At 70.5% G+C, this 19,199-nt stretch carries 13 protein-coding genes; 8 read left to right on the top strand and 5 right to left on the bottom strand.

Annotated features, from left to right (window positions below):
* The first annotated feature begins 219 nt into the window (after window positions 1-219).
* Entirely contained in the window at window positions 220-2,151 is a 1,932-nt protein-coding gene (locus tag G448_RS0110625; protein ID WP_026407960.1) for a glycosyltransferase, read from the top strand.
* Here G448_RS0110625 and G448_RS0110620 read toward each other — a convergent pair.
* From G448_RS0110620 to G448_RS0110610, 3 genes are all read right to left on the bottom strand, one after another.
* Window positions 2,135-4,366 (bottom strand): DUF6541 family protein, encoded by a 2,232-nt coding sequence (locus tag G448_RS0110620; RefSeq protein ID WP_026407959.1) that lies wholly within the window; start codon window positions 4,364-4,366, stop codon window positions 2,135-2,137. The two genes, G448_RS0110625 and G448_RS0110620, sit on opposite strands and share 17 nt — an antisense overlap.
* A gap of 120 nt (window positions 4,367-4,486) precedes the next feature.
* A complete protein-coding gene (locus G448_RS0110615; RefSeq protein WP_026407958.1) occupies window positions 4,487-6,499 on the bottom strand; it encodes a DUF6541 family protein in 2,013 nt (670 codons plus the stop codon).
* 129 nt (window positions 6,500-6,628) lie between these two features.
* Window positions 6,629-8,578 (bottom strand): DUF6541 family protein, encoded by a 1,950-nt coding sequence (locus tag G448_RS0110610; protein ID WP_425393661.1) that lies wholly within the window; start codon window positions 8,576-8,578, stop codon window positions 6,629-6,631.
* Between the two features lie 203 nt (window positions 8,579-8,781).
* On the opposite strand from G448_RS0110610, the gene glf reads away from it, so the two are divergent.
* The 5 genes from glf (at window position 8,782) to G448_RS0110585 (ending at window position 15,760) form a co-directional block, all read left to right on the top strand.
* Entirely contained in the window at window positions 8,782-9,969 is a 1,188-nt protein-coding gene (gene glf / locus G448_RS0110605; protein ID WP_026407956.1) for a UDP-galactopyranose mutase, read from the top strand.
* Window positions 9,966-11,960 carry a glycosyltransferase gene (locus G448_RS0110600; protein WP_026407955.1) on the top strand — a complete coding sequence of 665 codons (1,995 nt, stop codon included), beginning with the start codon at window positions 9,966-9,968 and terminating at the stop codon, window positions 11,958-11,960. Before glf ends, G448_RS0110600 begins: the two co-directional genes overlap by 4 nt.
* Window positions 11,957-12,826, top strand: coding sequence for an ABC transporter permease (locus tag G448_RS0110595; RefSeq protein ID WP_026407954.1), 870 nt, complete (start codon window positions 11,957-11,959; stop codon window positions 12,824-12,826). Before G448_RS0110600 ends, G448_RS0110595 begins: the two co-directional genes overlap by 4 nt.
* Window positions 12,826-13,551: an ABC transporter ATP-binding protein gene (locus G448_RS0110590; protein WP_026407953.1), complete on the top strand. Its 726-nt coding sequence runs from the start codon at window positions 12,826-12,828 to the stop codon at window positions 13,549-13,551. The genes G448_RS0110595 and G448_RS0110590 overlap by 1 nt, the downstream gene beginning before the upstream one ends.
* A gap of 61 nt (window positions 13,552-13,612) precedes the next feature.
* On the top strand, window positions 13,613-15,760 hold the full coding sequence (locus G448_RS0110585) for an acyltransferase family protein (RefSeq protein ID WP_026407952.1): 2,148 nt from the start codon (window positions 13,613-13,615) through the stop codon (window positions 15,758-15,760).
* 48 nt (window positions 15,761-15,808) lie between these two features.
* On the opposite strand, the gene rfbB is transcribed toward G448_RS0110585, so the two are convergent.
* Window positions 15,809-16,804, bottom strand: a complete 996-nt coding sequence (rfbB, locus tag G448_RS0110580; protein ID WP_026407951.1) for a dTDP-glucose 4,6-dehydratase — start codon at window positions 16,802-16,804, stop codon at window positions 15,809-15,811.
* Between the two features lie 180 nt (window positions 16,805-16,984).
* Between rfbB and G448_RS0110575 the strand changes: the two genes are divergently transcribed.
* Both G448_RS0110575 and G448_RS0110570 read left to right on the top strand, forming a co-directional pair.
* Entirely contained in the window at window positions 16,985-17,710 is a 726-nt protein-coding gene (locus G448_RS0110575; RefSeq protein ID WP_026407950.1) for a glycosyltransferase family 2 protein, read from the top strand.
* 3 nt (window positions 17,711-17,713) lie between these two features.
* The gene (locus G448_RS0110570; RefSeq protein WP_026407949.1) at window positions 17,714-18,109 is read left to right on the top strand and encodes a DUF2304 domain-containing protein; all 396 of its coding nucleotides are present in this window, start codon (window positions 17,714-17,716) and stop codon (window positions 18,107-18,109) included.
* 22 nt (window positions 18,110-18,131) lie between these two features.
* Here G448_RS0110570 and G448_RS0110565 read toward each other — a convergent pair whose 3' ends face one another.
* Window positions 18,132-19,184 (bottom strand): glycosyltransferase family 2 protein, encoded by a 1,053-nt coding sequence (locus G448_RS0110565; protein WP_026407948.1) that lies wholly within the window; start codon window positions 19,182-19,184, stop codon window positions 18,132-18,134.
* Between the last annotated feature and the right edge of the window lie 15 nt (window positions 19,185-19,199).

Genomic DNA, 19,199 nt, shown 5'->3' with positions numbered 1-19,199 from the left:
GGCGCATCACCGCCTGCGGGGACTGAGCGCTCTCGTCCCGGAGCGGCCGGGCCTCCCGGATCCCGGCGGGCGCCGCGTCCTCGGGGAGGAGGCCGGCCGGCGCTCGGCGGTGGAGGCCCTGACCGGCGGGACCCGCAGCGCCTGAGGGCGGGCCCCGGATGGGGCACACTTGGCACCAGTCCGGCCCGAGCCCGGTCCCAGTCCACGGAAGGAGTCCGAGTGAGCCGCACGAACGTCGTCGCCGTCGTCGTCGCCTACAACCGCCAGGAGCTGCTGCGCCGGTGCCTGGACGGGCTGGCGGACCAGACCGTCGCGTTGATGGGCGCGGTCGTCGTGGACAACGCGTCCACCGACGCCTCCGGCGAGGTGGCCTCGACCCATCGGCTGGGAGCCCATGTCGTCGAGCTTCCCGTCAACACCGGGGGCGCGGGCGGGTTCGCCGCCGGCATCGCGCGCGCACTCACGCGGTTCCCGCGGGCCGACTGGATCTGGATCATGGACGACGACACCGTCCCGACCGCCACCGCGCTGGAGGCGCTCGTGCGGGCCGCTGAGGACTATCCCGGGACGCCGGCGCTGCTGGCCTCCAAGGCCGTGTGGACCGACGGCGCCGAGCACCCCATGAACCGGCCGCGCACCCGCCCCGGCCTTCCGCCGGCGCTCCACCGTCACGCGGCGCTCGCGGGCGCCCGCCAGATCCGCACCGCCTCCTTCGTGTCGGTCCTGCTCAACGCCCGCGCCGTGCGCGAGGTCGGCCTGCCACGCGCCTCCTACTTCCTGTGGAACGACGACTTCGAGTACACCTCGCGGATCCTGCGGGGGCGGGTCGGGCTGTACGTGCCGGGGTCGATCGTGCACCACCTCACCAGGGCGCTGGGATCCTCGGACGCCGACCCGGGGGAGCGGTTCCGCTTCGAGGTGCGCAACAAGGTCTGGACCTTCCGCGACTCCGAGGGGCTCGGGGCGTTCGAGCGGATGGCGTACGAGGCGGCCACGGCCCGCCGCTGGTTGCGCGCGACGGTGAGCTCGGGCGACCGGGGCACGCTGTGGAGGGCGGGCCGCCAGGGTCTGCTGGAGGCCCTGGCGCGGCCCGCCAGCAATGCGGAGGTCTTCCTGGGCACGCCCGTCCAGGCCGACGTCGCCGCCGTCGAGTCCATGGCCCCTGCCGCCCGTGCCGCGGCGAGGGCCGGCGGTGCGCGAACCGGGCGGGACCGCCAGGCCACCGGGGCGGGGGGCGGCGGTGCCGCGGAGGGGGGGACCGGTGCGGCGGATGCGGCACCCGCGGGCGGCATCGGACCCGTCGCCTCCGCGCCGCCGTTCAGCGTGCTGCTGCCGGTCTACCGGGGAGACCGCGCCGACTTCCTGCGCCGCAGCCTGGCCTCGGTCACCGTCGAGCAGACCCTGCCGCCCGACGAGGTCGTCATCGTGCGCGACGGGCCCGTGCCCGATGAGCTGGAGGGGGCGCTCGCCTCGGCGCGCAGGGGCGAGCTCACCGGGGCCGTGCCGGTGCGGCTGGTCGAGCTGGCCGAGAACGTCGGCCTGGCGCTGGCCCTGGAGGCCGGGCTGGCGGAGGTGGCCCACGACGTGGTCGCCCGCCAGGACGCGGACGACATCTCCGTCCCCGAGCGCTTCGCCACGCAGTTGCCGCTCATCGCGGCCGGGTACGACCTGGTGGGTTCGGCCATCCAGGAGTTCGACGATGAGGCCGACACCGACGGCCTCGTCCGTCGCCAGCCCTCGGACCCGGAGCAGATCCGTCGCGCTGTGGCCCTGCGCGATCCCTTCAACCATCCCTCGGTCGTCTACCGGGCGGCCGCGGTGCGCGCCGTCGGCGGCTACCAGCCCCTCGACCTCATGGAGGACTACTGGTTGTTCGCTCGCATGATCCACCACGGCGTGCGCGCCACCAACGTGCCCCGGGCACTGGTGCGCTACCGGGTCGGCGCGGGCGCCTACGCGCGGCGCGGGGGTCTGCGCCTGCTGCGCAGCGAGCTCGATCTCCAGGCGAGGATGCGTCGCGCCGGCGTCATCACGACGTCCCAGTACGCGCGCAATCTCGCGGTGCGCGCCAGCTACCGCCTGGTGCCGACCGCGGCGCGCCAGGCGGCCTACCGCGCTGCTCAGAGGGCGCTGCTCAGGCGCACGCGGTGATGTGGTACAGGGTCGAGTCCCCGATCATGAGGATCGGCTCGAAGCCGTCACGGGGCCGGATGTCGGACAGGCCCGCCGCTCTCGGACCGTCCAGGATCGTGCGGCCCTTGAAGTCCAGGACGTAGTCGACGCCGAGCTCCTCCAGCGCGGGGCAGACCTCGGGATCGACGCTCACGTCGTCGAGGCTGTCCATCAGCACCTCCAGGGCCGGACTCGTGGCGTCGTAGGAGGTCAGGTGCCTGGGCAGCGTCGTGACGCCGGTCAGCGCATAGGCGAGCGAACCGCCCATCCAGGGGTCCGCCAGGACGACGTCGCCGGGGTCGAGAAGCTCGGGGAGCTGGCTCACGATGGCGAGCTCATTGGCGGTCAGCGACTGGGAGTCGTCCGTCACGAGGAACGTGAGGCCGAACCGTCTGAGGTTGTCGGACATCGCGGCACCTCCCTGACTCTGCCACGTGAGCGCCGCGACGACGACCACGGTCAGCGTCGCCCGGACCCACGTCACCGTCCGGACCGTGCGCGCCGCGCCGGGCAGCGCGTGGGCGAGGGCGTCCGCGAGCGCGCACGCGCCGATGCCCGCCAGCGGCAGCCCCGTGATCATCAGGAACCCGCCCAGGCGATAGGCGTCGGAGTACCAGAACCCGGTCAGGTCGTAGCGCATCCGGCTTAAGTCCTGGGAGACGGTCACGACGTACAGCGCGCCCACGGCGGTGTGGGTCACCGCCACCCACCAGAGACGCGGGCGGCGCCAGGCCGACGCATAGCCGATGACGACGAGCAGCGCCAGCGGCCAGACGATGGCGGTGAGCTCGGGCGCGCTCGTCGCCACCTCGCCGATGCCCCCCGCCACGGAGGTGTGCGGCGGCCAGTGGGAGGCGCTCATCGAGGCGCGCAGCGCGGGCGCGATCGTCCACGACGCCGCGGCCAGGAGCGCCGTCAGCGCGCAGGCCGCAGCGGCCCGGCGCACGCCGCGGCGCGTTCTGACGGAGACGACCGCCAGGCGGACGGTTCGCGCCGCGGCCGCGGCCACCGCGGCGATGGCCGCGATCACGAGGATCGACGGCTGCGCGAAGGCTATCCCCGTGCACGCGCCCCCCGCCATGAGCCACAGGACCACCCGACGGGGTAGCGGCGTCCCCCCGCCGGTGGAGGACAACGCGGTCAGGAAGAGGCCCGGGAGCAGCGCGGTCGCCAGGAACGTGGGGTACAGGATGCCCCAGAACAGCCCGAGCAGCGGGAACGCCGGCGCCGCGGAGGCCAGGACCGCGGTTGCGAGGCGCCCGGCCCGGCGACCGGCCGTCAGGACGCCCGTCAGCATCATGATCCCGGAGGTCCACACGAGGACGGCGACCGCGCACATGACGGCGTTGGTGGCCAGGGGAATGCTCGTGACGCCCGACAGGCGCATCGTGAGCACGACGAGGGTGTGCCAGCCCAGGGGGTAGACCGTGCCGTTGGAGACCACCATGTCGAAGTCCACGCTCGAGGCGTTGCCGGTGTCGATGATCCAGCGCACGGCATTGAGGTGGTAGACCGCGTCGTAGGTCTGGGAGAAGGCGTCCGGCGCATCGATGAACCGGACGCAGATCGTCGCCATGAGAACGGCCGAGACCGTCCACGGGACGAGATCGCCCAGAGGGCCGCGTGCGGCGTTCCAGCATCGGCCCCGCAGACGTGCGACCGCTCCGCCCCGGAGCGCGGGAGCGGCGTCGGGGACGGATGGGCGACCCGGCCGGGTGATCGGCTCGTCCGAGTCCGATTCGCCCAGCGGGGAGGCGCGCTCGTCGGGGTTCGGCGGGGAGGCGCGCTCGTCGGGGCCCGGCTCGCCCGAGGGCGTCGGCTCGCCCGCTGGAGAGGCGCGCTCCTCCGGGGCCCCGCCGCTCAGGATCGCGGCCGGGATCCGGAGGAGAGCGGCCGGGATCCCGCTCACGTGCCGGGCGGCCACGGCGGCGGCCCTGGCGACGGCGATGGTGATGACCATGGTGGTCAGGGCCGCGACGACGGTCGCGCCCGCGACCGGCGCGGGACCCCAGGCCGGTCCCAGCCGGGGCGCCAGCGCCCCGGTGCCCGCGATGAGCGCGATGGACAGGGCCGGGGCCAGCGCCACCGCCACGCGGACGGGCAGACGGCCCGCAGCGGCGACGAGGCCGCCTGGAACGTACAGCAGAGCCGCAGCGACGAGCAGAGGGGGGAGGAGATCGCTCCAGCTGGCCATGGAATTCCTTTCGGGCTGCCGGCCATCACCACGGTCCCGGGGAGACGGAACGCCTCAGGCCCGCCGGGACGGGTGGGAGAACGGGATGGGGGAATCATGCATCACCGTTCGCATCACCGCCTACCCGCAGGCGGTGATGCGGTAGAGAGCCGCCTGCCCCCGCCTGGCGACGAGCTCGAATCCCGGTGCGGCGTCCAGGCGGGCGAATCCGGGGAAGGGGGTCTGGCCCGCGATCGTCTTGCCCGGGAAGTAGAGCGCGTAGGTCGCACCGAGGTCCGCCAGCGCGGGGCAGACGGCCGGGTCCGTGGCGGCCTTGTTGAGCTTGTCCTGGATGACGTACACCTCCGGGTCGTGCCGGTGGAAGAGGTGCTTCACGGTGGTGTCGACCCCGGACAGCGCGTAGGCGAGCGCGGCGCCCGTCCTGGGGTCGACGGCGACCACGGCGCTCCTCTCGATCAGGTCGGGGAGCTCGTCGATGAGGGCGCGCTCGTCGGGCGTGAGCGAGGGGGAGTCCGCGGAGAACTGGTAGGCCTTCTCGAATACCTGCACGGAGTCCGACATCGCTCCCGTCGATGGCCCGGTCATCACCAGGGCGAGGACCATGGCGGGATAGGCGGCCCACCTCCACCACGACAGCACGCGGATGCGTCCGATGGCGGCGAGCCGGCGGGCTCCGCGCGACTCGCCCGCCCACCGCGCGGTGGCGAGGCCCTCGCACGCTCCGCGCACCCATCGCGCGGCGGCGAGCACGCCGAGAGCGGCCAGTGGAACGGCGGTGAGCGGGATGAGAGCGGCCAGGCGGCTGGCGTCGTTGTACCAGATGCCCACCATGAAGAAGCGCAGGTCGCCGTCCTCGGCGGATCGGGCCACGACGTAGAGGGCGCCCGTCATGGCGTGGAGCGCGGCCAACCACCTGTATCCGTCGATTCGCAGGGCCGCGATGAATCCGACAAGAGTCAGCACGGCCGGGACCCAGATCAGCGGGAGCTGGACGGGCATGGCGGTCACGGCCTCGCCGATGGAGCCGCTCGTCGCGTAGCTCGGTCCCCAGATCGCCCCCGAGCGGTCCGGCCGCAGGAAGAGCCAGGTGACGACCAGGGCTGCGAGCAGGCCGCCGGCCGCGAGTCCCTGTCGCCGAATCCTGTTGGCGGAGCGCTCGTCGCACGGCATTCGCAGGGTGGCGATCAGTCTCGCCGTGGTCAGGGCGACGAGGGCCAGCAGGAGGGTGGCGACGGTGTTCGGCTGGCACAGCCCGAGGCCGCCCGCGCCGATGACTCCGGCCGGCAGGAGAAGGCCGGCCGGTCGAGTGCGGGCGCCCGGGCCCATCGGTATCAGCTCGCGAGCGGCGGCCAGGAGCGAGGGGAGAAGGGCGATGGCGAGGAAGTTCGGGTAGAGCACGCCCCAGGACAGCAGGACGAAGGGGAAGGCGGTGAAGCTGCCGGACATGACCGCGGTGACGAGCAGGGCCGACGGGCGCCCGTGGAAGAGGACGTGCGCCAGCGACAGGCAGCCGGAGGTCCACACGATGCCCGCCACGACCAGCACGATCGCGTTGGTCGCCGCGGGGATGCTCGTCGCACCGCACAGCCTCATGGCCAGGGCGACCAGTGCGTGCCAGCCGAGCGGGTAGACGCCTCCCTGGGGGGCCTCCAGGAAGAAGCGGAGTGAGGACGCATTGTCCGTCCGGAGGATCCACTCCACGGCATTGAGGTGGAAGACCGCGTCGTAGGTCTGCGAGATCGCATCGGGGGCGTCCAGGATGTGCGTGACGGTGAGCATGGTCACGGCGGCCGACAGCGGCCAAGCCGCGCACCAGATGGCGACGGCGCCGGGCCGGAGCCGCCCGCGGGCGTATGCCGTCCTGCGCTCGGGATGCCGTTGCGCCATCACGAGCCGGCTCGCCAGGGCCGCCAGGCTCAGGAGGAGAGCGGCGACGGCGACCGGCACCGGCCCCCAGGGCACCGCGAGCACGGGGGCGACGATGCCGGTCCCGGTGATGAGGGCGATCGAGATCGCCGGCGCCAGGCCGACGACGAGGGGCGGTCGCAGCCTCGCGGCGGCGCCGACGAGGACTCCGGGGACGTACAGCAGCGCGGTGGCCGCGATGAGGATCGGGACGAGTTGGGACCACACGGGAGCGCATTCTACCCGCGTGCGGTACGCTCCTCTCGCAACCGCGAGTCTAGTGATGAGGTGGGTGTCGATGACCGGGCGGGTCCGCCGACCGCCACGGTCCCGGATCCCGGGCCCGAGCCGCCCCGTTCACCCGCAGGCGGTGACGCGGTAGAGGGCCGCCCTTCCCTGTCTGGAGACGAGCTGGAGGCCGTCGACGGCGGACAGGCTCACGAACCCGTCGAGGCCGCGCTTGCCGCGGATCATCCGGCCCGGGAAGTAGAGGACGTACTGGACGTCGAGGTTGTTGAGCGCCTTGCACACATTCGGGTCCGTGGCGACGAAGCGGAGCCTTTTGTTGATGATCTCCAGGTCCGGGGTGTCGTGGTAGAAGATGTGCTTGACCGTGGTGTCGGTGCCCGCCAGGGCGTAGGCCAGCGCGGAACCGCTGTTCGGGTCCACGGCGACGACCTCGTCCTCGCCCACGAGCCCGGGGAGCCTCCTGATGAGCATCAGCTCATCGGGCGTCAGCAGCGGGGAGTCGTCCTTGATCGTGTACGACTCCTCGAGCTTGTGCAGGGCCTGGGACGTCGGCGGGCTCGCGGGACCGAGAAGGACGAGGGCCGCCACGAGGACGCCGTAGGCGACCCGCCTGCGAGCGCCGCGCGCCTCCCCGAGCCGCAGGGCGGGGTACCGCCGCGCCGCCCAGTCTGCGATGACGCAGGCCCCCAGCGCCGCCAGCGGGATCGTCGTCAGCGGGAAAAGGGCCGAGAGCCTGAACGTGTCGGAGTACCACGTGCCCACCAGCCAGTAGCGCAGGTCCTTCGTGGCCCCCTCCATGGGCATCGTCTTGGACGTGATGTACAGGGCGCAGTCGATGGCGTGGAGCACGACGAGCCATCGCAGCCGCGGTCGCCTCCAGGCGGCGACCGCGCCGACGATCGCGGGGACCGCCACCACCCAGGCGATGGGCAGGCCCTGGGGCGATGAGGTGAGGATCTCCCCGATGACGGCGCTCATGAAGTTGTTGGGCCCCCATGACGCGGCCTCCTGAGGGGGCCGCAGCACGATCCACAGCCCGATGATCACCGGTGCCAGGGTGAGGCAGGTGATGATGCGGTATAGGACCTGGTGGGCCCGGCGGGCGGCGTCTCCCCGCCGGGCCCCCTCGACGGCCCGCATGACCCATACGACCAAGAGGACGCTCAGGGCGATGAGGAAGGTCACGATGACGTTGGGCTGAGCCATGCCCAGGCCGCCGAGGGCGACGATGATCGCGGGGATGAGGAGCGGCGGCGGCGATGGCTCGTCGTGGGCGGGGAAGAGGTCCAGCAGGCTCGCGATCATCCCCGGCAGCAGGCACAGCGCGAGGAAATTGGGGTAGAGCACGCCGAAGCTCAGCAGGAGCAGGGGGAAGGCCGTCGTCGCCGTGCACAGGAAGGCCGTGGCCACCATGGCGAGCCGGCGCCTGTCGAGGATCCGGCTGGTCAGGGCCAGGCACCCGCTGGGCCACACCAGGGCGGACACGGCGATGGCGGTGGCGTTGGTGGTCATGGGGATGCTGGTCGATCCCGTCAGCCTCATGGTCAGCGCGACCAGCGTGTGCCATCCCATGGGGTAGAAGCTGCCATCGGGGGACTCCAGGTGGCACCTGACGGAGGAGGCGTTGCCGGTTCGCAGGATCCACTCCACGGCATTGAGGTGGAACACGGCGTCGAAGGTCTGCGAGATGGCGTCCGGCGTATTGAGCTCGCGGGCGGTGAGCCAGGTCATGACCAGGGCCGAGGCCGCCAGGAGGACGAGGAAGACCAGGACGTCGGCGGGCGTCGGTCGCCCGCGCGGCGTCGGTCCGGGTGCGGCTCGTCCCCGCACCCGGACCAGGACGAGGCGCAGCACCCGGACCAGGACGAGGCGCACCAGGCCCGTGACGATCACGGCGACCGCCGTGAGGGCGACGACGAGCACGGGCCCCCAGGGCATACGGACCAGCGGCGCGATGACGCCCGCGCCGGCGACGATCCCGATGGAGACCGCGGGCGCGAGGGACACCGCGGTGCGCGGCGGGAGCCCCGCCGTCGCGGTGATGAGCAGACCCGGCACGAACAAGAGCGCAGAGACGACCAGGATCTGGGGAATGAGAGAGACCCACACGAATGATCACATTATCAGGTGACCGTATGGAACTCGTGGGGGAGGCCGCGGAGAGGAGCGCGGCGGCGGGGCGAGCGGCGGTGCGGGAGGATCGCGCGTGGCCGGCGCGCGATCGGCTACCATCGGGCTACTGCCTACGGAGGGAAAATACGGTGAACCACGACCTCGTCATCGTCGGCTCGGGCCTGTTCGGCCTGACGATCGCGGAGCGATGCGCCAACGAGCTCGGACTCGGGGTGCTCGTCATCGACAAGCGCGACCACATCGGCGGCAACGCCTACTCCGAGCCGGATCCGCGCACCGGTATCGAGATTCACAAGTACGGCGCCCACCTGTTCCACACGTCCAACGAGCGCGTGTGGGAGTACGTCAACCGCTTCACGTCCTTCACCCCTTACGTGCACCACGTGTACACCACCCACGACGGTGTGGTGTACCCCATGCCGATCAACCTGGGCACGATCAACCAGTTCTTCTCCGCCGCCTACTCCCCGGACGAGGCCCGCGCCCTCATCGCCGAGCAGGCCGGCGAATTAGCGGGCAAGGACCCGGAGAACCTCAACGACAAGGGCATCAGCCTCATCGGGCGCCCGCTGTACGAGGCCTTCATCAAGGACTACACCGGCAAGCAGTGGCAGACCGACCCCAAGGACCTGCCCGCCTCGATCATCTCGCGCCTGCCCGTGCGCTACACCTACGACAACCGCTACTTCAACGACACCCACGAGGGTCTGCCGGTGGACGGCTACACCGCGTGGCTGGAGAGGATGGTGGACAGCCCCGGCATCGAGGTCGCCCTGGGCGTCGACTTCTTCGACGAGTCTCAGCCGTACAACAAGGCCGCCCTCAGGGGGAGGGTCCCGATCGTCTACACCGGGCCCCTCGACCGGTACTTCGACTACTCGGCGGGCGCGCTGAGCTGGCGCACCATCGACCTGACCACCGAGTACCCCGACACCGGTGACTTCCAGGGCACGAGCGTCATGAACTATCCGGACGCCGACCGCGACTACACCCGTATCATCGAGCCGCGCCACTTCCACCCGGAGCGCGACTACCCGCAGGACAAGACCGTCATCATGAAGGAGTACTCGCGCTTCGCCGAGGAGGACGATGAGCCGTACTACCCGGTCAACACGGCGGAGGACCGCCGGAGGCTGCGCACCTACCGCGAGCTCGCCGCGAGCGAGCGGGACGTCGTCTTCGGGGGGCGCCTGGGCACCTACAAGTACCTGGACATGCACATGGCCATCGGCTCGGCCCTGTCCGTGTTCGACAACAAGATCGCGCCGCACTTCCGCGACGGCGCGGCTCTGAGTGGAGAGGGGATCGAGGCGTGAGCACTACCACGCGTGTCCTGCAGCGGTTCGTCCTGCCCGCCGACGGCGACTCCGACATCCTGCCGCTGTACGCCGAGGGGGAGATCATCTCCGTGGCCCCCGTCACCAAGGAGTCGCGCGACGACGACTCCGCCGAGATCGGTATCGCGGAGACCTCGCGCCAGAGCCCCGGCCAGATCGTCTCGCGCTACAGCTATCGGGTCCCGGCGCAGAGCCGTTCCTCATTCGGCACCTACTTCAACGCCTTCCCCGCGGCCTACTGGCGGCGCTGGACGATCGTGGAGAAGGTGACCCTGCGGGTCGCCGTGTCCGGCTCCGGCTCCGTCATCGTCTACAAGTCCAATGCGCGCGGCGCCTCGCACCGCGTGGACTCGGCCCGCATCGACCCCGAGCCCACCGAGCTGGTCTTCCAGCTCCCGCTCAACACGTTCGGCGACGGCGGCTGGTACTGGTTCGACGTCGCGGCCGACTCCGAGGACGCCGTCGTCGAGTCGGCCCGGTGGGAGGCGGAGGTCCCGGCCGAGACGCCCCGGGGCAGGGTGACGATCGGGGTCACCACCTTCAACCGGCCCACCGACTGCGCCGTCATGCTCGGTCAGCTGGGCGCCTCCGACACCCTTCCGGGTGTGCTCAACGAGGTCGTCGTCTCCGACCAGGGCAGTAGGAACGTCGTCGATGACCCGCGCTTCCCAGCGGCCCGCGAGGCCCTGGGCGACGGCCTGCGCATCATCTACCAGCCCAATCTCGGCGGCTCCGGCGGATTCTCGCGCGGCATGTACGAGGCCCTGGAGGGCGGAGCGGATTACGTCCTCCTGCTCGACGACGACGTGCGCGTCGAGCCCGAGGGCATTGTGCGGGCCGTCACCTTCGCGGATCTGAGCCGCGTGCCCACGATCGTGGGCGGGCACATGTTCTCCATGTACGAGCGCACCATGCTGCACGCCTACGCCGAGCACGTCCAGCCCTGGCGCTTCTGGTGGGAGTCGACCAAGGGCACACGGCCCGACCACGATCTGGCCAACGCGCCGCTGCGGACCACGTCCTGGCTGCACCAGCGCGCCGACGCCGACTACAACGGCTGGTGGATGTGCCTGATCCCCACCTCCGTGGTCCGCCGGATCGGCTTGAGCCTGCCCTTCTTCATCAAGTGGGACGACTCGGAGTACGGCCTGCGCGCCAAGCGCGCCGGCGTGCCGACCGTCTCCCTGCCCGGCGCCGCCGTGTGGCACGTGCCGTGGACCGACAAGGACGACTCGCTGGACTGGCAGGCCTACTTCCACGAGCGCAACCGCCTGGTGGCGGCCCTCATCCACTCCCAGTACAGGCACGGCGGGCACGTCATCACCGAGTCCATGCAGGGCCAGATCAAGCACCTGCTGTCCTCGCAGTACTCGGTGGTCGAGCTGCGCCTGAAGGCCATCGAGGACATCCTCACCGGCCCCGGTCACCTTCAGGCGGGGATCGCGACGATCGTGCCCGAGGTGCGCGCCCTGCGCTCGGCCTTCGACGACGCCGTCGTGGAGAAGGATCCCGACGCCTTCCCGATGGTGCGCCGTGAGAAGCTGCCCCGCCGGGGCGAGGATCTCGGCTACCCCAAGACCATCGCGGGCCGCCTCGCGATGGCGGCCAAGGGCACCGTCAAGCAGATCCTGCCGGTCAAGCCGGCCTCCAGGGCGAATCCCGAGGCGCGCGTGCCGTGGACCGAGGCGCGCTGGTGGATGCTCTCCCAGTTCGACTCCGCGGTCGTGTCGAACTCCGACGGCTCGGGCGCCTCCTGGTACCACCGCGACCCCGCCCGCTTCCGCGAGCTGCTGGTGCGCTCGATCGTGCTGCACAAGCGCCTGCGCCAGGAGTGGGACGCCCTTCAGGCCGAGTACCGGGCGAACGTCGGAGCGGTCGTCGGTCCCGAGGCCTGGGCCCGCACCTTCGGCATCGCCGGACGGACGCGGTCCGACTCGGCGGCGTCGCCCGCCACGGAGGAGTCCCGGTGACTCAGAGCGTCGCGGCCGGGGGCGTCGGACTCGTCGTCCCCGGTCACTCCAAGGGCCTGCTCGACGTCTTCCGGCAGCGCTACCTGCTGTCGTTGATCGTCAAGAAGGAGCTTCGGATCCGGTACCACGGATCCGTTCTGGGCATGGCCTGGTCCTACATCAAGCCGGCCGTTCAGTTCGTCGTCTACTTCCTGGCGATGGGGGTCTTCCTCAGACTCAACACGACGCTGGAGGGGTACCCGATCTACCTGTTCTCCGGAATGGTCGTCATCACCTACTTCTCGGAGGTGATGGGCAACGCCACCCGCACGCTCATCTGGAACGCGGCGCTGATCAAGAAGATCTTCCTGCCGCGAGAGATGTTCCCGGTGGCCAGTGTCTACGTGGCCATCGTGCACTTCGTGCCGCAGCTGCTCGTGCTGCTGGTGGGATCCCTCTACTACGGCTGGACGCCGACGATCCAGGGGCTGGCGGCCATTCTGGTCGGATTCCTCATCGTCACCTTCGCGGCACTGGGCCTGGGACTCATCTTCGGCTGCCTCAACGTCTTCTTCCGGGACTCCGAGAACCTGGTCGACTTGATCCTCATGATCGCCACCTGGGTCTCACCGGTCCTGTACCCCGCGGACCGGGTCAAGGGCGTCGCCCCGGAATGGCTGTGGCACCTCTACCAGGCGAATCCCGTGACCGTGGCCGTCGAGCTGTTCCACGACGGGTTCTGGTCCACCGCCACGGGCGAGTACGTCCCCGGGATCGGTTCCATGCCCGTGCTCGCCCTCATCGGCCTGGTCGGCTCGCTGATCGTGCTGGGCCTGGGGCAGATCGCCTTCAAGCGCACCGAGGGCAAGTTCGCGCAGGAGCTGTGATGGACCCACGTATCGAGATCGCCGGGGTGACCAAGGAGTTCACCCTGCGCCACCGCCGCTCGCTCAAGGAGCTCGCCGTCGCCGCCGTGCGCAGGCAGGACCTCGGCATCAACACCTTCAAGGCCCTCGACGACGTCACCTTCGACGTCCACGAGGGCGAGACCGTCGCCCTGCTGGGCTTCAACGGCTCGGGCAAGTCCACCCTGCTCAAGCTCATCTCCGGGGTGCTGCGCCCCGACGGCGGCAGGGTCCGCACCCGCGGACGGGTCGCGGGCCTCATCGAGGTCGGAGCCGGCTTCCACCCCGATCTGACGGGTCAGGAGAACGTCTTCCTCAACGGCGCGATCCTGGGCATGACCAGGAAGCAGATCGAGGACGCCTACGACTCGATCGTCGATTTCTCGGAGATCCCCGACTTCATGGAGACCGAGGTCAAGTTCTACTCCTCGGGCATGTTCCTGCGGCTCGCCTTCGCCGTGGCCGTGCACTCCGACCCGGAGGTCTTCCTCATCGACGAGATCCTCGCCGTGGGGGATGAGCCCTTCCAGCGCAAGTGCCTGGACGAGATCCGCGGGCTGTCCGACCAGGGCAAGACGCTGGTCATCGTCAGCCACGATCTCGATATGGTCTCCGATCTGTGCGAGCGCGGGGTCCTCCTGGAGAAGGGCGTCAAGGTCGCTGACGGCCCCTCGAAGGACGTCGTGCGTCGCATGCGCGGGGAGTAGCCGTGGATGCCGCCGTCGTCCGGATGCGGGGCGGGCCCTCCGCGAGCGCCGCCCCGAGCTCATGAGCTCCCTCACGGCGCGCCGCCCGCAGCCGGAGGCCGCCGGGGCGTGCGACCGTCCCCGGTCCATCGCGATCCACGAGCGCGGGCCCGCTCGACTCTGGAGGCGAGTCGCGCGGACCGCCTCCCGAAGGGCCTCGGGAGGCGGCCGCCGCCTCGATATCCAGGGCCTTCGGGCCGTGTGCATGATGCAGGTTCTCGGCTTCCACGCCTGGCGGATCGGCTCGCCGATCGGCGTGGACGCCTTCATCATGATCTCGGCCTACCTCATGACCGGCGCCTTCGTGCGCCGTGCCGAGGCCGGCCGCGTCCCCTGGTTCGTCGAGCGCTGGCTGCACACCTTCAAGCGGCTCATGCCGCCACTGGTCGTCACCGTCCTCATCACAGTGGCGGCCTCGCTGCTCATCCTGCCCCGCACTCGATGGATCGAGGTGCTCGTGCAGGGCGTCGCCTCGGTGACCTACTGGCAGAACTGGCGTCTGGCCGCCGTCAGCGCCGACTACTTCGCCGACGATCACGCCGTCTCCTCCCCGCTGCAGCACCTGTGGTCCATGTCCATGCAGGGACAGGTCTTCCTGCTGTGGCCGGTTCTCATGGCGGTCTGCGCCGGCCTCGCCGCGCGTGCGGGGCTGCCGGTCCGCCGCGTGGTGGCAGCGGCCTTCAGCACGCTGGCAGTGGTCTCCCTGGCGTGGCTGGTGACGGCGGCACCGACCGACGGCTCGGTCTACTTCGACACCCGGGCCCGCATCTGGGAGTTCGCGCTGGGCTCCGCGGTCGCCGCGGCGGCGCCATGGCTGCGGCCGCGCAGCGCGTGGACGCGCCGGCTGGTGTCGTGGCTCGGCCTGGGGACACTCGTGCTCTTCTGCCTGGTGAGCATCGGCACCTACCCCGGCCCCATGGCCGCGGTTCCCATGGCGTCGGTGGCCGCCATCCTCCTGTGCGGCACGGAGCCCGGGGCGGGCACGGTCTCGCGGCTCCTGTCGTGGCGACCGCTGGTCGCTCTGGGCGACCGCTCCTACGCCGTCTACCTGCTGCACTGGCCGCTGTTCGTCCTGTACCTGACCGCGACGCACCGGCGGGGATTCGACGTCCGGACCGGTGCCGTCCTGATCCTCGTCGCGCTCGTCGCGGCCGCGGCGATGACGCGATGCGTGGATCGGCCCGCCCAGGTCTTCCCCCGCTCGGGGCGGAGACTGCGCGTGCAGGCCGCGATGGTGACCGTGAGCCTCGTGGCGGGGGGCCTTCCGCTCGGCGTGGCCGGCGTTGCCATCGCCTACCAGCGCCAGATGGAGATCTCGCAGCAGGTCCGGGTCGGTGTCGATCCCGAGCACCCGGGCGCGCTCGCGGTGCTCAACGGCCAGGCGAGCGACTGGACGAAGGACCCGGTTCCGGGGCCGCTGGCCGTGACCAGCGAGTGGGCCTCCCTGTCGAGCATCAAGTGCGCCGACGACGTGACCGCGCGCATCGACAGCGAGAACTCCTCGTGCCGGCGCCTGCCCTCAGCCGCCGACGGCGCTCTCAGGGTCGTCGCCGCGGGGGACTCGCACGTGGCCCAGAACACCATCCCGACTCTGCGCCTGCTGCACGAGTCCCGGGACTGGGATATCACGGTCTACCTCAAGGGGGCGTGCTCCTTCGGCCCGCCCGAGTACTCCAAGGACAGATGCCGGGAGCACAATGAGGCCGTTCTGGAGCAGATCGAGAAGAATCCGCCCGACGTCGTCGTGCTCCAGACCACGGAGACCTCCGACGACTCCTCCGTGGAGCTGCTGAGGCCCGGGATTCGGAGGCTCGTCGAGCAGCTCACCGATCAGGGCATCACCGTCATCGGCTTCCGCGACAATCCGCGGTCCGACCAGAGTCTGTACGAGTGCGCCAACGCCGTCGGTCCGCGGACGCTGGTCGGCGGCTGCCTCTTCCCCCAGGCGGGCGCCATGGCCGTCGAGGACCCGGCGAAGTCCCTTGAGGAGATTCCGCTCTTCCATCAGATCGATGCCAGTGACATGCTGTGCCCCGACGGCGTGTGCGGCACGATCATCGGCGACGTGTTCGTCTACATGGACGACAACCACGTCTCGGCCACCTACTCCCGGACGATGGCGCCCGAGCTCGCCTCGCGCGTGGAACGGGTCATGGGCATCGAGGAGTGACACGACGGCGCGATGGTCGGGCGGTCCGTCGGGCCCTCGGCCGGTCCCTCACCGCCCCTGGGCGGCGTACGTGGCCTCGACCTCGGCCTTGAGCGGGCGCCACCAGGCCTCGTTGTCCCGGTACCAGTCGATGGTGGCCTGCAGGCCGGAGCGGAAGTCGGTGAACCTCGGCGTCCAGCCGAGCTCGGCGACCAGCTTGGAGTTGTCGATGGCGTAGCGCATGTCGTGACCGGGGCGGTCGGCGACGTGCTCGTAGTCGTCGGGTGCGTGGCCCATGAGCTCCAGGATCAGCTCGACGACCTCCTTGTTGTTCTTCTCCCCGTCGGCCCCGATGAGGTAGGTCTCGCCGATGCGTCCCTTGTCGATGATGTCCCACACGGCGTCGTTGTGATCCAGCACGTGGATCCAGTCGCGCACGTTCTGACCGGCGCCGTAGAGCCTGGGGCGCACCCCGTCGATGAGGTTGGTGATCTGGCGGGGGATGAACTTCTCGATGTGCTGGTAGGGCCCGTAGTTGTTCGAGCAGTTGGAGATCGTGGCCTCCACGCCGAAGGAGCGCACCCAGGCGCGCACGAGCAGGTCGCTTCCGGCCTTGGACGAGGAGTAGGGGGAGGAGGGGCTGTAGGGGGTCGTGGGGGTGAACTTGGCCGGGTCGTCCAGCTCCAGGTCTCCGTAGACCTCGTCGGTGGAGATGTGGTGGAAGCGCGTCTTGTGGCGGCGCACCGCCTCCAGCAGGGTGAAGGTGCCCACGAGGTTGGTCCGGATGAAGGGGGAGGGGTCGCGCAGCGAGTTGTCGTTGTGGGACTCGGCCGCGAAGTGGACGACGACGTCGGCCTCGGCCACGAGCGGGTCGACGACGTCGTCGTCGGCGATGTCCCCGACGACGAGGGTGACGCGGTCGCCCAGGTCCGCCAGTGATCCCTTGTTACCGGCGTAGGTGAGCTTGTCCAGGACGGTGACGGCGGCATCGGGGTGACGGACCAGGGTCTGGTGGACGAAGTTGGCGCCGATGAAGCCGGCGCCTCCGGTGATGAGGATGTTCATGGGATGAGGGCTCCGAGGTGTGTGAGACGGGGACGTCGGCTCGCGCCGTCCTTCGCGCATCATGCCATGTCTGCGGTCCTCTCCCGCGGCGCCCGCCCGGTGCTCCTCCGGGTACGCTGCTCCGGGCCGGCACACACCCGGTAGACTTCTGCCGGTTCATCGCCATCGTGAAGGAGAGCCATGGCGCCGCCAACGCATGACACGCTGATCATCATCCCCGCCTGGAACGAGGCGGACGTGCTGGGCGGCGTCCTTCAGGAGGTGCGGGACACGGTCGGCTCCTTCGCCGATCTCGTGGTCGTCTCGGACGGATCGACGGATGCCACGTCCGACATCGCCCGGTCCGCCGGGGTGCCGGTGCTGGACCTGTCGATCAACCTCGGTGTCGGCGGCGCCATGCGGGCGGGGTACCTGTACGCCCAGCGCCAGGGGTACCGCTACACGGTCCAGCTCGATGCCGACGGTCAGCACGCGCCCGAGGAGATCACGAGCCTTCTTCATCGGGCCGAGGAGGATCGGGCCGACGTCGTCATCGGCGCGCGCTTCGCGGGCAAGGGGGACTACTCGGTGCGCGGTCCGCGCTGGTGGGCGATGAGGGTTCTGTCCGTCATCCTGTCCAGGGTCTGCGGGACCCGCCTGACGGATACGACGTCCGGCTTCAAGCTCTCGGGGCGTCGGGCCATCGAGCTCTTCGCCAGGGAGTACCCGTCGGAGTATCTCGGCGACACCATCGAGGCCCTCGTCGTCGCGGCGAGGTCGAACCTGGTGGTGCGGCAGGAACCCGTGGCGATGAGGCCCCGAGCGGGAGGAACCCCGTCGCAGAATCCGCTCAAGGCGGCGAAGTTCCTGGGGAGGGCCTTCGTGGCGCTCGGCGTCTCCCTGACCCGTCCTACGCAGAAGAAGTGACTTATGGAACGCACGTACTGGATCGGCCTCGTCTTCGCACTGATCGTTCTGCTCGCGGTGTTCTTCCGTATGCGCAACGCGGGCATGAAGGAGCGCTACGCGACCTGGTGGGTGGTCATCGTGGTGGGCACGACCATCGTGTCGCTGTTCCCCGCTCTGCTCAGCCTGCTCGCCGGCGCCTTGGGCGTCAGGGTCCCGCTGAACCTGGCCTTCTTCGTCGCGGGAATCGTCATGATGCTCGTCTCGCTGCAGCTCAGCGTCGATGCCTCGCGAGCGGATGAGGAGAGGCGCAGGCTCGTCGAGGAGATCGCCATCCTGAACCTGCGCGTCGAGGAGCTCGAGGCGCATTCGGCGGGCTCAGGGGGTTCGGCGGACTCGGCGGACTCGCCGCGGTCATGAGGGCCCCGGTCGCCCGGCGGGCTCACTCGGCCCTCGCGACGGACGGCGAGGCGATCCCGTACGCCCGCCGGACGTACCTGCGGTAGACCCTCCGGTAGAGCGCGGGACTCGTCTTGAACAGGAGCGCCGCGATGCCGACGGCCGGCCTGATCCGCATGGCGCTCGCGATGCCGCTCCACGGGATCCTCCTCCTGCACGCCCTCAGGTCGCCCGTCGCCCGGGAGCCGTCGACCATCATGGCCTGCTGCGCGTTGTTGAGATACGTCAGGGTCGTCGAGGTCGCCAGCGCGCGGCGCACGCGCGCATCGTCCGGCATCCCCCGTGAGGCCAGGGCCATCGCCGAGACCAGCCGATCGCTCTCCTCGATGGGCGTGACCTGGCCCCAGGTCAGGCCATCGGTGTCCACCGTGTAGTCGTACAGGGGGTCGTCGATGACGACGACGGATCGCGCTCGGGTCAGAGTCTCCAGGACGACCAGCGCGTCCTCCGCTCGTCTGATGTCCGTGGTGAAGCGGACGTCGTCGAACAGTGATGCCTTGAACAGCTTGTCCCACACGTAGGGGGTCAGGGTATCGGCGAGCAGCCGGAGCGCCGCCTCGCGCCCCGTCATCCGCCCCGGGGCGACGCGGATGCGCGTCCGGGTCGCCTCCCCGATGGCCCTGATCCGGTGAGCGCACAGGACCATATCGGTCGTATCGGGCGCGGACCCGGGGCCCGGGCCCGCGCCGGCCGCCGCCCGATGCATGGAGGCGAGGTACTCGGGGCGGTAGGCGTCGTCGGAGTCGATGAATGAGATCCATGCGCCGCGGGCCGAGTCGAGCCCCTGGTTGCGCACTGCGGACACGCCGCGGTTGACCGTGTTGTCGAACACCCGCACGCGCGCGTCCGGATTCTGCGACAGGAACCGGGCGATGCGCTGGGACGCGTCGTCGGGGGACGCATCGATCAGGACGAGGAGCTCGAAGTCCCCGTCGGTCTGCGCCAGGACGGAGCGGATCGAGTCGACGACCCGTTCGCCGGTGCCGTAGACGGGCATGATGACCGAGGTTCGAGGTGTTCGAGGCGTGGATGTCATGAGTCCTCCCGGGAG

The organism is Actinomyces gerencseriae DSM 6844, from assembly GCF_000429265.1.
Classification (GTDB): Bacteria; Actinomycetota; Actinomycetes; order Actinomycetales; family Actinomycetaceae; genus Actinomyces; species Actinomyces gerencseriae.
This window is presented reverse-complemented; position numbering and strand designations above follow the sequence as displayed.

Coding starts and splice junctions, on each gene's coding strand:
- G448_RS0110575 (WP_026407950.1), top strand. CDS start 16,985: ATGGCGCCGCCAACGCATGACACGCTGATCATCATCCCCGCCTGGAAC.
- G448_RS0110590 (WP_026407953.1), top strand. CDS start 12,826: ATGGACCCACGTATCGAGATCGCCGGGGTGACCAAGGAGTTCACCCTG.
- G448_RS0110565 (WP_026407948.1), bottom strand. CDS start 19,184: ATGACATCCACGCCTCGAACACCTCGAACCTCGGTCATCATGCCCGTC.
- G448_RS0110585 (WP_026407952.1), top strand. CDS start 13,613: ATGAGCTCCCTCACGGCGCGCCGCCCGCAGCCGGAGGCCGCCGGGGCG.
- rfbB (WP_026407951.1), bottom strand. CDS start 16,804: ATGAACATCCTCATCACCGGAGGCGCCGGCTTCATCGGCGCCAACTTC.
- G448_RS0110570 (WP_026407949.1), top strand. CDS start 17,714: ATGGAACGCACGTACTGGATCGGCCTCGTCTTCGCACTGATCGTTCTG.
- G448_RS0110620 (WP_026407959.1), bottom strand. CDS start 4,366: ATGGCCAGCTGGAGCGATCTCCTCCCCCCTCTGCTCGTCGCTGCGGCT.